Annotated in this window: 14 protein-coding genes; 6 read left to right on the plus strand and 8 right to left on the minus strand. The window is 64.5% G+C overall.

Features of this window, described 5'->3' with window-relative positions; translation table 11 throughout:
- Nucleotides 1-93 precede the first annotated feature (93 nt).
- The gene (locus ENE74_RS02720) at nucleotides 94-756 is read left to right on the plus strand and encodes a TetR/AcrR family transcriptional regulator (protein WP_127689090.1); all 663 of its coding nucleotides are present in this window, start codon (nucleotides 94-96) and stop codon (nucleotides 754-756) included.
- Nucleotides 757-780: 24 nt separating this feature from the next.
- Here the strand turns inward: ENE74_RS02720 and ENE74_RS02725 are convergent, their stop codons facing one another.
- The gene (locus tag ENE74_RS02725; RefSeq protein ID WP_127689091.1) at nucleotides 781-1509 is read right to left on the minus strand and encodes a ThuA domain-containing protein; all 729 of its coding nucleotides are present in this window, start codon (nucleotides 1507-1509) and stop codon (nucleotides 781-783) included.
- A gap of 98 nt (nucleotides 1510-1607) precedes the next feature.
- Here ENE74_RS02725 and ENE74_RS02730 point away from each other — a divergent pair, with 98 nt between their 5' ends.
- Nucleotides 1608-2843, plus strand: coding sequence for a CaiB/BaiF CoA transferase family protein (locus ENE74_RS02730; protein ID WP_127689092.1), 1236 nt, complete (start codon nucleotides 1608-1610; stop codon nucleotides 2841-2843).
- On the opposite strand, the gene ENE74_RS02735 is transcribed toward ENE74_RS02730, so the two are convergent.
- Entirely contained in the window at nucleotides 2831-3193 is a 363-nt protein-coding gene (locus tag ENE74_RS02735) for a Zn-ribbon domain-containing OB-fold protein (protein WP_127689093.1), read from the minus strand. The genes ENE74_RS02730 and ENE74_RS02735 overlap by 13 nt on opposite strands.
- A 68-nt stretch (nucleotides 3194-3261) precedes the next feature.
- On the opposite strand from ENE74_RS02735, the gene ENE74_RS02740 reads away from it, so the two are divergent.
- Together ENE74_RS02740 and ENE74_RS02745 are read left to right on the plus strand one after the other, a co-directional pair.
- Nucleotides 3262-4404 carry an acetyl-CoA acetyltransferase gene (locus ENE74_RS02740; RefSeq protein ID WP_127689094.1) on the plus strand — a complete coding sequence of 381 codons (1143 nt, stop codon included), beginning with the start codon at nucleotides 3262-3264 and terminating at the stop codon, nucleotides 4402-4404.
- Between the two features lie 257 nt (nucleotides 4405-4661).
- A complete protein-coding gene (locus ENE74_RS02745; protein WP_127689095.1) occupies nucleotides 4662-5228 on the plus strand; it encodes a carboxymuconolactone decarboxylase family protein in 567 nt (188 codons plus the stop codon).
- 3 nt (nucleotides 5229-5231) lie between these two features.
- Here ENE74_RS02745 and ENE74_RS02750 read toward each other — a convergent pair whose 3' ends face one another.
- Both ENE74_RS02750 and ENE74_RS02755 read right to left on the minus strand, forming a co-directional pair.
- On the minus strand, nucleotides 5232-6023 hold the full coding sequence (locus tag ENE74_RS02750) for a crotonase/enoyl-CoA hydratase family protein (RefSeq protein WP_127689096.1): 792 nt from the start codon (nucleotides 6021-6023) through the stop codon (nucleotides 5232-5234).
- Nucleotides 6024-6034: 11 nt separating this feature from the next.
- Nucleotides 6035-6235: a hypothetical protein gene (locus ENE74_RS02755; RefSeq protein WP_127689097.1), complete on the minus strand. Its 201-nt coding sequence runs from the start codon at nucleotides 6233-6235 to the stop codon at nucleotides 6035-6037.
- Nucleotides 6236-6320: 85 nt separating this feature from the next.
- Between ENE74_RS02755 and ENE74_RS02760 the strand changes: the two genes are divergently transcribed.
- Complete coding sequence (locus ENE74_RS02760) at nucleotides 6321-7256, plus strand: glutaminase (protein ID WP_127689098.1); 936 nt, start codon at nucleotides 6321-6323, stop codon at nucleotides 7254-7256.
- Nucleotides 7257-7277: 21 nt separating this feature from the next.
- Here ENE74_RS02760 and ENE74_RS02765 read toward each other — a convergent pair whose 3' ends face one another.
- From ENE74_RS02765 to ENE74_RS02780, 4 genes are all read right to left on the minus strand, one after another.
- On the minus strand, nucleotides 7278-7640 hold the full coding sequence (locus ENE74_RS02765; protein WP_127689099.1) for a PilZ domain-containing protein: 363 nt from the start codon (nucleotides 7638-7640) through the stop codon (nucleotides 7278-7280).
- A gap of 35 nt (nucleotides 7641-7675) precedes the next feature.
- Nucleotides 7676-9352 carry a hypothetical protein gene (locus ENE74_RS02770; protein WP_127689100.1) on the minus strand — a complete coding sequence of 559 codons (1677 nt, stop codon included), beginning with the start codon at nucleotides 9350-9352 and terminating at the stop codon, nucleotides 7676-7678.
- A 34-nt stretch (nucleotides 9353-9386) separates the two neighbouring features.
- Nucleotides 9387-10103 (minus strand): hypothetical protein, encoded by a 717-nt coding sequence (locus ENE74_RS02775; RefSeq protein WP_127689101.1) that lies wholly within the window; start codon nucleotides 10101-10103, stop codon nucleotides 9387-9389.
- A gap of 96 nt (nucleotides 10104-10199) precedes the next feature.
- Nucleotides 10200-12458, minus strand: a complete 2259-nt coding sequence (locus ENE74_RS02780) for an ATP-binding cassette domain-containing protein (protein ID WP_127689102.1) — start codon at nucleotides 12456-12458, stop codon at nucleotides 10200-10202.
- Nucleotides 12459-12551: 93 nt separating this feature from the next.
- On the opposite strand from ENE74_RS02780, the gene ENE74_RS02785 reads away from it, so the two are divergent.
- Nucleotides 12552-13958 carry an HlyD family type I secretion periplasmic adaptor subunit gene (locus tag ENE74_RS02785; protein WP_127689103.1) on the plus strand — a complete coding sequence of 469 codons (1407 nt, stop codon included), beginning with the start codon at nucleotides 12552-12554 and terminating at the stop codon, nucleotides 13956-13958.
- The last annotated feature ends 8 nt before the right edge of the window (nucleotides 13959-13966 follow it).

Below are 13966 nucleotides of genomic sequence, written 5' to 3' on the forward strand. Positions count from 1 at the left end.
CTTTATTTTGCCAAGGTTCCAGCTTGCGCTTGACTTGTCAAAGTAAAAACAATCATGCTTGTTTATGATCTAGAGTGAGGGAAGCCCCGGCCGATGGCCCGATCCGCAACCAAGCCGCTGGCCGCCATCGCGCCCGCGCGCGACAAGATAGAACCGACGCATCAGGCGTTGAAAAGCGCGCAGACGAAGGCACGCCTGGTCGAGGCGACGATCCGCTGCCTCGTCAAATATGGTTACTCCAAGACGACGACGCCCAAGGTCGCGGAGGAAGCCGGGCTTTCGCGTGGCGCGATGCTGCATCATTTCGAAAATGGCGGGCAATTGATGCAGGCGACGATCGTCGAGCTGCATCACAAGCGACTGCGCGCCTTCCGCCGCGCCGCAGAGGCGAAGGACACCAATGTCCACACGCTTGTTCGCGCCTATTGGGAACAGCTGCTGCGCCCCAATTTCATCGCCTTTCAGGAATTGGCGATCGCCGCCCGGACCGATCGCGAACTGGCCGCCATTCTGGAACCGGTCCGCATCGAGTTCCGCCAGCGTTGGTATGAACTGGCGATCCAGCTTTTCCCCGATTGGCAGCGCGATCTGGAACGGTTCAACCTCGCGCTCGCGCTGTCGCAGAACCTGCTCGAAGGGCTGGCGATCAATCGCCTGACGCATGGGGTGGACGAAAACATGATCGAGGCAGTGCTCGTCAGCCTGGAGCAGCAGATCCTGGCGCTGCGGATCGCGGCGGGCGGCGAGCAGGCGTAGATCAGGTGCGCTAGATCAGGCCCCCTATATCAGGCCAAGCCCCCAGCGCAGCCCGCGGCGCAGCAGTTCATAATAGACCGGATAATTCCATGCGCAGCGGTCGGGGTGCGGATTGAACGGGCGGAGCGGCGCCAGGTCATAATGGCCGCGACAATGGCCCAGCGTCAGGTACAGCACCGCCCCTGCGCCCACCGTCCGCTCATAGAGCACGGGAACCTGCGCCTCGTCCCACTGCCGGTCGCCGAACTCCGGGCAGGAACCGGCAAAGCGCGTGTGCAGCAGCACGTCGATGTCGGCGGTGCGGCGGCTGAGATACAGCTCGTCGATCACGTTGAAAGCGCGGACGCCCCGGGTCATCGGATGGTCGGGATCGGTAACGTCCACCTTGAACGGCCCGATCGGCGGATGCCCTTCGAACTGCGTACCGAGCAGCGCCATCATCGCGGGCGCGTCGTCGGGCGTCAGCACCGTGCCGTCCTCTGCAAAGCGCAGGATCGCATTGGTGCCGTGCAGCGCCAGCCAGCGCCCGCCCCCTTCCAGAAAGGCGCGCAGAGCGGCCACTTCCTCCGGCGCGGGCATCAGGTCGCAGGTATAGGTAACAAGCAACTGGCTTTGCACGATCAGCGCACCATTGCTGTAATCCGACGCAACGCTGGTGCGCAGTTGCGGCAATTCCGCCATCAGCTTGAGCAGCTCAAGCCGGGCGAAATCGATGTCGTGATATTTGCCTGCCGCTATCAGATGCGCCCGCATCAGTTGCTCCCCTTCCCGCCCGCACTGCTGGCAAGGCCCTTGCTCTTTGCGCCATTTCCATACACAAAACAATCACAGTTGATTGGAGAATACAGAGGATGACAGGGGTGGAGAGCCAGCAGGCCGGCCGGGGGCAGGGTCCGCTGAAGGGCGTGCGGGTGATCGACCTGACCAGTGTGCTGATGGGGCCTTATGCCACGCAGATTTTCGCGGATCTGGGTGCCGACGTCATCAAGGTCGAAAGCCCCGAAGGGGATACGACCCGCTATCTGCCGCCCGGCCCGCAGGGCAATCGCGGCGCGATGTTCATGAACGTCAATCGCGGCAAGCGCAGCATCGTGCTCGATCTGAAGCATCCCGAAGGCCGCGCCGCGCTGCTCACACTGGTCGAGGGCGCGGACATCTTCATCCATTCGATGCGCGCGCAAGCCATGGCACGGCTCGGCCTCGATTATGCCGCAGTCAAGGCTGCCAACCCCAGGATCATCTACGCCAATCTCTACGGGTTCAGCCGCCGCGGTCCCTATGCCGACTATCCGGCCTATGACGATATCGTGCAGGCGGCATCGGGCATCGTTTCGCTCCAGGCGACTCTATCCCATGGCGAGCCGACCTATCTGGCGACCGTGGTGGCGGACAAGGTGGCGGGCCTGACCGCGACCTATGCCGTGACCGCCGCACTCTACGCCCGCGAAAAGACCGGCCTGGGGCAGGAAATCGAAGTGCCGATGTTTGAGACATTGGCGTCCTTCGCGATGGTGGAGCATCTGTGCGGGGCGTTGTTCGACCCGGCGATCGGCAAGGCGGAATATCCGCGCGCGACCTCGCCCCACCGCCGCCCCTACAAGACGCGCGACGGCTATATCGCGGTGATGATCTACAACGACAAGCACTGGCGCGCCTTCTTCGATGCGATCGGCAATCCGGACTGGTCGCGCGATCCCATGTTCGCATCGATGCGCAGCCGGACCGAGAATATCACCACGGTATTGGGCAAGCTGTCCGACACGCTGGCGGAGCGGACAACCGACGAATGGATGGCGCTGTTGCAGGCCGCGCAATGCCCCGCCATGCCGATCGCCAGCATCGATGACCTGTTGACTGACCCGCATCTGGAGGCCGTCGGCTTCTGGGACCGGCGCGAGACGGCGGAGGGTGCCATCCGCCTGCCGGGTATTCCCGTCGACTTTTCGGAAACCCCCGGCGCGATCGGCGAGGCGGGGCCGCATCTAGGCGCCCATGGGCCGGACGTGCTGCGCGAGGCGGGTTTTTCCGACAGCGCAATAAAGGCGCTCGGCGCCAGTGGCGCGCTTCGGCTGGCTCAGCCGGCGTGACTTTCGGGCAGGAAGAGCGCGGCCGGGCTGCCGTCGATTGCGCCGATGGTCATCCGCACGCGCATGCCGATCGTCACGGCGTCGGGCGCGACACCGTCCACCCGGCTCATGACGCGCGGCCCTTCGTCCAGATCGACCAGCACGACATTATAGTCGGCTTCCGGCGGACGCTGACGGACGACCGTCACCGAATAGACGGTGCCGGTGCCTGCTGCCTCCACCCAGTCGATCGTGCCATCCCGCGTCACGCGCGGCGGAAAACGGCAAAGACCCGTTTCCGGGTCGCGTTGCAGCAGGAATCGCCCCTGCGCCAGCCCATCGCGCCATTGCTGCTCGGGTCCATGGTGCATCGCCGTCTCTCCTTCTTCCGCGATGGTCTGACGCGCGGTGCGCGCCCCGTCAATCCGCAAGCCGTGTGATGGCAGACCGCTTTCCTTGCGCCAAGACCGCGATCACGGGCGTCGCAACGTTCGGCGTCGGCACCTGCCCCGGCCATAGCCCGATCGAAATGGCGGCCAGGGCCGGGCTGATGGCGATCGCCGACGCGGGCCTAACGCTGCACGATATCGATGCGCTGTTCCTGTGCCTTCCCGACGATCTGTTCGCGGGCCTCAGCCTTGCCGAACATTATGGCCTGCATCCGCGCTATACCGACAACAACCGCACCGGCGGCTCGTCCTTCATGAGCCATGTGGCGACCGCGGCGCTGATGCTGGACGCAGGCTATATCGACTGCGCACTGATCGCTTATGGCTCCAACCAGCGCAGTGCAGGCGGCAAGCTCTCTACACCCGCGCGCAGCAACCGCTGGGAAGCGCCTTATCGCCCGCTCTATCCCTTGAGCAGCTATGCGCTGGCAGCCGCGCGGCACATGCACCAATATGGCACCACGCGCGAACAGATGGCGCAGGTGGCCCTGGCGGCCCGCGCCTGGGCGACGACCAATCCGGAAGCCTTCGCGCGCGATCCGCTGACGCTCGACCAGTGCCTGTCCGCGCGGATGATCAGCGATCCGATATCGCGCGCCGACTGCTGCCTCGTCACCGACGGTGCAGCGGCGGTAGTGATGACGCGGATGGACCGCGCCGCCGATGGTCCCAAAGCCCCCGTCGCGGTGCTGGGCGCGGCGGCGGCGACATGGCATAATGCGATCAGTTGCGCCCCCGACCTGACGGTGACCGCCGCCGCCGAATCCGGCCCGCGTGCGATGGCGATGGCAGGCGTCACCCCGGCCGATATCGACGTGGTGCAAGTCTATGACGCGTTCACCATCAACACGATCCTGTTTCTCGAAGACCTGGGTTTCTGCAAGAAAGGCGAAGGCGGTGCGTTCGTATCCGACGGCGGCATCGCACCGGGCGGGCGGCTTCCCGTCAACACCAATGGCGGGGGCCTCAGCTATGCCCATCCCGGCATGAACGGCCTGCACGGCATCGTGGAAGCGGCGCGGCAGGTGCGCGGCGAGGCTGCCAACCAGATTGCCGACGTGACGCTGTCGCTCGCCCATGGCAATGGCGGCGCGCTATCGAGCCAGGCAACCGTGGTGCTGGGGCGAGGGTGAAGCTACCTACCCCTCTCCCCTTGAGGGAGAGGGCTGCGGAGACTTAGGCTCGAAGAGCCTTAGGCGGAGCCGGGTGAGGGGTATGCGGTTCCATCGGAACCGCGCGGACCAAAGGTCCGCTCACCCTCATCCAACTGCGCCCATAAGGCTACGTATCCTTCTCCCTTCAAGGGAGAAGGGAATATGGCGCTGCCCCCCCTTCCCCCAATACAAACAATCATGTATGTTTATTAAAAATATGAAGCAGGAGAGCCGCCATGCCCCGAGTCCATGTGCCTGACAGTTTCGCGCATGATCCGTCTGCCTATGTGTGGAGCCATTACGCGCCCGAAGTCGGTGCGGCGGCGGGGGCCTATTCGCGCGCGGTTTACGAGCATTCCACCATGACCCTGCGCGAGATGGAGGCGGCGCGCGTACGCACCGCCCATATCAACGGCTGTAAATTGTGTATCGGCATGCGTGCCGCCCGCGATCTGGAAGGCCATCTCGAACGATCGGGCGGCGATCCGGGCAAGGCCGTGTCGGCGCGCGGCAATCCGGTGCCGGACGAAGCCTTTTATGCGGCCATCGCCGACTGGCGAGGCGCGACTTGCTTTTCCGAACGGGAACGGCTCGCCATCGATTATGCCGAACGGCTCGGTCAGGCACCGCAGTCCATGGACGAAGACGAGGATTTCTGGGCGCGGATGCATGCCGCATTCAGCGATGCGGAGATCGTCGACATGACCTTCGCGATCGTCTCCTGGATCGCCTTCGGGCGTCTCACCCATGTGCTCGATCTGGACGGCGTGTGCATGCCGACGGCGATCCCGCAACCGGCCTGATCGTCAGTCCGCGAAGTGCGGCGCGCGTTTTTCGAGGCCCGCCGCCAGCGCCTCGCGGTGATTGGCCGAACGCATCAGCGCGGCCTGTTCGCGCGATTCCTCCAGCAGTATCGTTGCATCCTCCGCCCCGCGCGGCAGATCGAGCAGGCGCTTGGCCGCGCGAATGGCGTCAGGGCTGGAAGCCGCGATCCCGCGCGCTATCGCCATCGCCCGTTCGAACGGATCGTCGGCAAGCTGCGTCACCAGCCCCAGCGCGGCAGCCTCCGTCCCGCTGATCCGTCGCCCCGTGAATATCATCTCACGCGCGACATCGCCGCGCACCAGATCGCGCAGCAGGGCGATGCCGCCCATGTCCGGCACAATGCCCCAGCGGATTTCCATCATCGCGCATTCCATGTCGGGGCGGGCGATGCGTATGTCCGCGCCCAGCATCACCTGACAGCCGGCGCCGAAGGCATAGCCATGCACCGCCGCGATCACCGGCATGGGCAAGGCGCGCAAGCCCCAGGCGCAATGCTGGAACAGATTGGCCTGCCCATGGGTGCGCGGCATCAGGTCGCGCAGTTCGGCGGCACCGGCCAGCGCCTGAAGATCGACGCCGACGCTGAACGCCCGCCCTTCGCCCGACAGCACGACGCAACGAATGTCGCGCCGCGCCGCGATTTCGGTGATGCGCGCCGACAGCGCCAGAAACTGTGCTCCGTCAAATGCGTTCATCTTGTCGGGCCGGTTGAGCCGCAGATCGGCTATGCCGCCATCCACAGTCAAGGTGATCCGATCGCTTTGGTCCGTCATCGCCATACTCCTTATTCCGCGATCAGATCGAGATAGGCAATGACATCATTGTCCGTCTGGACGAACAGACCCGCCTGCACGGCCTCAGGCTGCGCCGCCGCCAGCGCGAGCGCCTGGCTGAGCGGCGCATAAGCCAGCGTGGACGCCGCCGCGCCATCCCCCTCATCCAGATAATAGAGGCGGACGGTGACATCGCTGGAAATCGTGCGCATCGCGGCATAATGCTGACACAGGAGGGCGGACGCAAGCCCGGCGCAGCCACGAAAGGGCAGGCAGGGCGGGGAGGCAGGACAGGGCATGAACGGCACACTACCCACCATCGTGGCCGACATCGCCGCGGAAATGGCCGATGCGCCCGATCGCGGCACCGTCGCCGACTATATTCCGCCGCTCGCCTGCGTTTCCCCGTCCCGATTCGGCATGGCGGTGGTGGAGGCGGACGGGACGACCCATGTCGCGGGCGACGGCGACATGCCCTTTTCGATCCAGAGCGTGTCGAAGGTGTTCGGCCTGACGCTCGCGCTCGGCATGGTCGGCGACGCGCTGTGGAAACGGGTAGGCCGCGAACCTTCAGGCAGCGCCTTCAACTCGATCGTCCAGCTTGAAACGGAACAGGGCATTCCGCGCAATCCGTTCATCAACGCAGGAGCGATCGTGGTATCGGATCTGTTGCTCGGCCGCCATGAACCGGGCGAGACGATCGGCGAAATCCTGCGATTCGTGCGTGGTCTTGCGGGCGACGAAAGCATTGTCATCGACAATGTGGTGGCGCAGGCGGAGGCCGACACCGGCTATCGCAACATGGCGCTCGCCCAATATATGCGCGCGTTCGGCAACATCCATCATCCAGTCGAACGGACGCTGGGCATCTATTTCCACCAGTGCGCGCTGGCGATGAGCTGCCGACAACTGGCCCTGGCCGGGCGCTATCTGATGCACGGCGGCGTCAATCCAGAAACGGGGCGGACGATCGTCTCGCGCCAGCGGGCACGGCGCATCAACGCGCTGATGATGACCTGCGGCCATTATGACGGATCGGGCGAGTTCGCCTTCCGGGTGGGCCTGCCCGGCAAGTCCGGCGTCGGCGGCGGCATATTGGCGGTCGCGCCGGGCATCGCCTCCATCGCGGTCTGGTCACCGGGCCTCAATGCGCGCGGCAATTCGCAGCTCGGCACACTGGCGCTGGAGCGGCTGGTGCAGCGCACGGGCTGGTCGGTGTTCGACCCGGAGTAAGGCCCGCCGCGCGCGATCGCGTCAGTCGGCCAGCACGGGTGCCGGAGCGTCCTGCTCGCCGGTGGCCAGCATTGCCATCAGTTCGGCTTCCTCGATCGGCTCGTCGAAGCGCAGGCCAAAACCCTTGGGACTGGTGCTCATGATCCGTCCGAACACTTCATGCGTTCCGACCGTAAGGCACACCGGCACGTCGCGCCGGTCCATCAGATAGGCGAGGCGAGGACGGAACATCGCGCCGCCGCTCGAAATGTCGATCACTCGCCCGTCGAACGTTGCCATGCGATCAATGACAATCAGCGATCCCTCCAGCTTGCAGGCATAGCGCGCGGCGGAGCGACTGAACGTCTGCTTGGGTGCGAAAAGGCGGCGCAATGAAAGGGCCATGGTCGTGCTTTCCTGTTCCTGTCCGAGCCGACGGCTCAGCCTGCCTTGCTTTGCGATTGGGGTGACTGTTGCGTGCTGTGGTCGGCCGTTGCGCTGCCGTCGGACGGCTCGGCCGCTTCCTCCGACAGATGCATCCGTCGACGCAGCACTTCCAGCTCAAGCCGCGCGCCGTGCAGGCCCGCAGCCATGTCGAGACTGTCCTTGCCCTGCGCCTCGTCGCCTGCAAGGCCGTTAAGCCGTTCGAGCAGCGCATCGACGCGCGCCTGGTTGCGGTCGTTGCGCGCCACCATGTCGGCCAGCATGCCATGATCGCTGCGGCGACCCGCCTCGATCTTGCCGATCGAATCCCCCAGCGCCTGTTCGACGGCGCGCGCGAACTTGCGCTGGGCAAGCACCACGTCGCGCACTTCGGCCCGCAGCTTCTTGCGCTCGCGCCGCGCGTCCGCCGTCGCACGGTCGCCGAACAAGCGCCCGAACAGACCGGGTCGCGCGGGTGCCTGTGCAAGGGTAGTGACGGGTGGCGTATCGGCCGTGACGGCGAGCAATTCGGATTGCAGCGCGACCATGCGGTCGAGCTGTTCGTGCATCTGCGGGCCATTCATGCCGCCCTGCCGGTCGATCCCGGCGTTCATCCGTTCGAGCATGTGGCGAATGGTGGCGCGGTCGCGCTCTGCCATGTCGTAAAGCCCCTGGAACTGGCCGACCATCATCGTCTGGTTGCGCGCCAGCTCCGCCACCACATCGGCGATCGGCTTCAGCATCGGTGTCGGGTCCGTGACGGTCTTGACCGACTGGGAAAGGCTGGTGACGGCATCGGCCATCGTCGCGATAGACCGCTGCGCATCGGCGTTGATGCTCGCGCCGCCGGCCACCGCGTCGCGCAGATCGCGCAGCTGCTTGCCGCCGGTTTCCAGCGCCTTGACGACGCCGCTCATGTCGGCGGCATCGCGATGCGCGGCCTCGCCCTGGCTGCTTTCCAGCGCCGCGAGGTTTGACAGCCAATGCTCGAACTCGTTGCGAAGCGTTTTCATCGCGCTCGTCATGAAGCGTTCGAGCGCACCCAGCACCATCGACGTCATCAGGCCGAACAGCGATGAGGAGAAGCCGACGGACATGCCGTTCAGCGGTGCCTTCATCCCTTCGATCAGCTTACCGAAACTGTCGGTTCCGGCCGCGCCGGAAACGTCCATGCCGCCGATCAGATCGCCGACCGACTGCACCGTCTTCATCAGGCCCATGAACGCGCCGAGCAGCCCCAGAAACACCATGAGGCCGGAGAAATAGATGAGGGTCGATTTGCGATCGTTGATGCGCTGATCGACATCGTGCAGCAGCACCTGCACGGTCGCATTGGAAATCTGGAGGCCGTCCTGCTTGTTCAGCTCCTCGGTGATCAGGCGATAGCCCTGCCCCAGCAGTTCGGGTTCCTGGAACACGACGGCGGGATGCTTGTAGGGATCCAGCGGGCGGCGCGAACGGTCACCATAATCGACCTTCAGCGCCTTGAGCGCCAGCACTTCGTTGCGCAGGTTGAGGACATGGCGAAAGGCAATGCCCGCCGCCAGGAAGAACACCGCGAAGATCGACAGGTTCAGCGCGACCTTCGCCTGGATGCCTGCGATGACGAACTGGTGCGCATAGATGCCCAGGCCCAGCAGGACCAGCATGACCACCGTCATCTTCAGCAATTCGGACCGGATTTTCTGTTCCATCGTCAGAGAGTCTTTCGCTGGTGGCTAACGGGCATCAGGGTTTCAGGACGACACGGACATTGTGTCCGTCTTTCGAGGCACCGTCCGCAACGCGGATCTGGGTATAGATGTCGGCCGGCTTGATCCCGGCGCGCACCAGAAGGTTGCGCGTCATCGCGGCGCGATAGAAGGCGAGGCGCTGTGCCTCCGATATCGAGGAGGTCTGCGGCGCGAACGACCAGATTTCATATTTCATGCCCGGTGCCTGGCGGGACTTGAGGAAGTCCACGACCTGCTGCGTCGCCTCGTCATTGTAGCGGATGGCCATCGGTTCGAAGTTGACGCGCAGCAGCACGTCGGCGGTCTTCACCTCCACGCCCTTCGTGTTGTCGGCCTCTTCCATGGCCTTGACCTGAAGCTTGAGCGTATCGGGCGTCTCGCGCGTACGGATGGTGAGCTGTTCGCTGCCGTTCACGGGCGTTTCGCTGCGCAGAATGTTGCCCAGCTCGGCCGTCGATGACCCCGCTTCGGCCTTCACCTGCGGGGCGGGCGTCTGGTCGGCGAGCGTGGTCTTCGCGCCGTTTTTGGCACTGTCGGGGTTCTGCTTCGCCTCGATCTGCGCCTTGAACGCCTGCAAGGTCCGCTGGGAGAGGACCATCACCGCCGCGCTCATGATGACGAGCAGGAAGGTGACGACCATGATGACGGTCGTCAGCACGTCGACGAATGCCGGCCAGTGATTGACTTCCCCTTCTGCTGAAGCGCCGGCCACGTATTTTCCCCGTCTTGTCGCCGTGCAGCACAGGCACGGACCGTTCAGTTGATGGTTGGTAGCGAATTAACCTTAATAAAGTCTAAGCCACCCCGATCATGCCGCGCGCGCCGCTGCCTGCTGGTTGCGCATCATCATGAGGATTTCGGCGCGCGGCCGGTCGGCGAAAACCTTGCCGTCTTCCAGCCAGATGACGCGATCGACCAGATCGAGCAGCGCCATGCGGTGCGTCGCGATCACAAGGGTGCGATCCTTCGCGACATCGCGCAGTCCCTCGATGACGGCCTGCTCGCTGTTGATGTCCATCGCCGCCGTCGGCTCGTCGAGCAGCAGGACGGGCGGATCGCGCAGCAGGGCGCGCGCCAGGATGACCGATTGCCGTTGCCCGCCCGAAAGCTTGACGCCGTTGGCGCCGACATTACGGCCATAGCCTTCCACGCTGCGGCTGACGAACCGGTCCAGGCCCGATGCGGCGATGGCACGCTCCACGACGTCGGCATCCGGCTCGGGCAGGCCAAGCAGGATATTGGCCCAGATCGACGTGTTGAACACCGTCGCGTCCTGGGCCGAATAGCAGATGCTGTGCCGCAGATGACTTGCGGCATATTGGTCGATGGCATTGCCGTCGACGGTGATGGTCCCGCCCTGCGGCTGATGCAGCCCCGCGATCATCTGCAACAGCGATGATTTGCCCGATCCCGACCGGCCGATAAGCGCGATCTTTTCGCCCGGCTGGATCGACAGGCTGATATCCTTCAGGCTGGGCGTCGCCGCTTCCGCATGCGAAAAGACGACGTTCTGCAAGCGGATATCACCCTTGATCGCGCGCGTCTTGACAGCGGGATCGGATATTTCGCGCTCCGGTTCGGACCCGAGGATGCGGGACAGCGCGGCGAACTGCGACAGGCTCTGATAGCCTTTCGACACGATGGAAATGGCCGCAGACACCGGCACCATTGCCCGGCCCGTCAACATGGTGACGGCGATCATCGCGCCGGTCGTCATGATCCCGGCCTTGATCTGGAACACGCCGATGATGACCACCATCACCGTCACCGCCTGCACCAGAAAGCCGGCCATTGACGTGGGCAGGTCGTTCCACTTGCGCGCGACGCGGGCGCTCATGCCGATATGGTCGGACACGATGTCCCACTGGCGCAGGAAATGGCGTTCGGCCTGATTGGCCTTGATCGTCGTCAGCCCTTCGCTGACATCGACCACCAGATTGCTGCGCGCGTGCATCAGCTTGGAGGCGCGCTTGCTCGACAGCTTGAGGGCATAAGCCGCAATGATGCCGACCAGCACCATGGCCGCCGCGCCCACGACCGGACCGGCAACGGCCCAGCCGCCGATCAGCATGATGAGCGCGACATAACCGAAGAAGAACGGCACATCGACAAGGAAGGTGACGATCGCCTGCGGCACGAGCAGCGACAGTGCCTCGACATCGCGCAGCGCCGTCATCAGCCCGCCGACGCTCCGGTCGCCTTGCCCCAGGCGCGCGTGCAGAAAGGCGTTCATCGCCCGGTTCTGGATCGCCTGCCCCACGCGCACGCCGACGGCATCGATATAGCCGCCGCGCACATGCTTGAACAGAAACTCGAATACCAGGACGAGCAGCACGCCAGCCGACAAGGCCCAGAGCGATTCGATCGCCAGATTGGGCACGACCCGGTCATATATGGCGCGCATGTACAGCGGAATCGCCAGCGCGCACAGGTTGAGCAGCGCAGCCGCGACAAGCAATTGGCCCAGCCGCTTGCGCTCGCCAAGGAAACTGCCGAGCAGCCACAGGCGCGGATTGCGCCGCACGAAGCTGCGTTCGTCATCGATATCGAGACCATTGGCGGGATCGACATGGCCGCACACCAGCACATCCTCGCTCACCAGATGCTCCAGCACCGGCAAAGGCACATTTTTCTCGCCGGTCGCATCGACGATCGTCGCATGGGGATCGTCGAACAGCGCGACCAGCAGCACCGATCCGCCTTCGCGCAACTGAAGCACCATGGGCACGTCCTGCGGCGTCAGGCTGGCGAGCGGGCGCGTATCCCAGCGCGCATCGAGACCGGCCCGCGCCATCGCAATGGGGGCATGCCGCGGGTCCATGAAGCCGTTGGGCATCGGCAGCGCCGCAATCAGCATGTCGCGGGGCGTCGGCTTGCCACACAAGGCGCTCAGCCGTTCAAGGCAGGTGACGAGCGAGGCCGGTTCGATCGATCCCGCCCAGGCGCGCGCGGCATGGTCGGCGCGGCGCGCGCGTTCGGTCCGCGAATCAGGCGATGCCTTCATGCCGACGGACGCGGCGATCCGCTCCATCAGGCTGGCGCCCCTAAGCTGTTCTGAAGATGCCATAATGCTGTGGTCCCCACATCTCTACGGCGATCATTAAACATTCTTAAGGATAATGACTGGTAAACGCGGACGAAGATTATTCGGGGACCAACGATGTTTTTCACGGCGATCAGGGATCGAATCATCCGCGCGTTCGGCGGTGCCAGCCTGTATGAAGGGGTGAGCAGCCGCGAGTTGGCGGCCGCCTTTGCAGGCGACATGAAAGTGTCCAGCGCGCCGATCGACGGCATTGCGCCCTGGAGCGCGCGCGTCCGCACCGATGGCCAGACCCGTGTTCTCAAGGTGCTCGGCTTTCTCGTCGTCGCGTTCCTCGCCTGGGCGATCCTGTTTCAGGTGGACAAGGTGACGCGCGGCGCGGGCCGCGTGCTGCCTTCGGTGCAGAACCAGGTCGTCCAGCATCTCGAAGGCGGGATCGTCAAGGAATTGCTCGTTCAGGAAGGCCAGCGCGTGCGCAAGGGCCAGATACTGATGAAAGTCAGTAACCAGTTCACCATCGCCGAGTTCGAGAACGCCCGGACGGACGTGATCGCCAAGAAGATCACGCTCGCCCGCATGGAAGCGGAAGTCAGCGGCGCATCATCCTTCACCGTGCCCGAAGAGCTGGCACGCGTGGCGCCCGAAATCGCGGCGTCCGAAGAGGCGCTGTTCTATTCGAGCCGCAACCAGCGTGGCCAGGAATCCGGCATCATTTCGGAACAGGCGCGCGCGCGGCGGGCGGAAATCGCGGGGCTGCAATCGCGCCTCGGCAATCTGCGCAAGGAACAGACGCTGATGATGACCCAGCTCGACAAGCTGGAGCGCGCCTACCAGGCCGAAGCGATTTCGGAACGCGAAGTGCTTGAGAAACGCTCCGCGCTGCTGGCGCTCCAGACGCGCATCGCCGACGTGCAGAGCCAGATCCCGCAGGCGATGGCGCAACTGAGCGAATCGACGGCGCGCAAGGGCGAAATTTGGACCAAATCGGTGCAGGAAACCAAAGCCGAAGCCGCAAGGCTGCGGATGGAACTGGCCAAGGCCGACGAAACGCTGGGTGCCTATACCGACAAGGAATCGCGCGAGGAAATCCGCGCGCCGATGGCCGGGATCGTCAACAAGCTCTATGTCCAGACCGTCGGCGGCGTTATTCGCGGCGGTGAGCCGATCGTCGAGATCGTGCCGGTGGACAAGGTGGTGATGGTCGAGGCGCGCATCGCGCCCAAGGATCGTGGCCAGGTGTGGGCCGGGCTGCCCGCCAATATCAAGATTTCCGCCTATGACTCCGCCATTTACGGCGGTCTCGACGGGCAGGTGGTCGATGTTTCGCCCGATGTCATTCAGGATGCGAAGGGCGAAGTCTTCTACCGCGTGCGCCTGCGCGCCGATACCACGCGCTTCGGCAGGGGCAAGCCGGTGATCCCCGGCATGACGGCGGAAGTGAACATCAAATCCGGGCGCCAGACCATCATGGACTATATCCTCGGCCCGCTGATCCGCATTCGCGACAGTGCCATGCGCGAGTGACGCTGCGA

The organism is Sphingobium algorifonticola, assembly GCF_004005485.1.
GTDB classification, from domain to species: domain Bacteria; phylum Pseudomonadota; class Alphaproteobacteria; order Sphingomonadales; family Sphingomonadaceae; genus Sphingobium; species Sphingobium algorifonticola.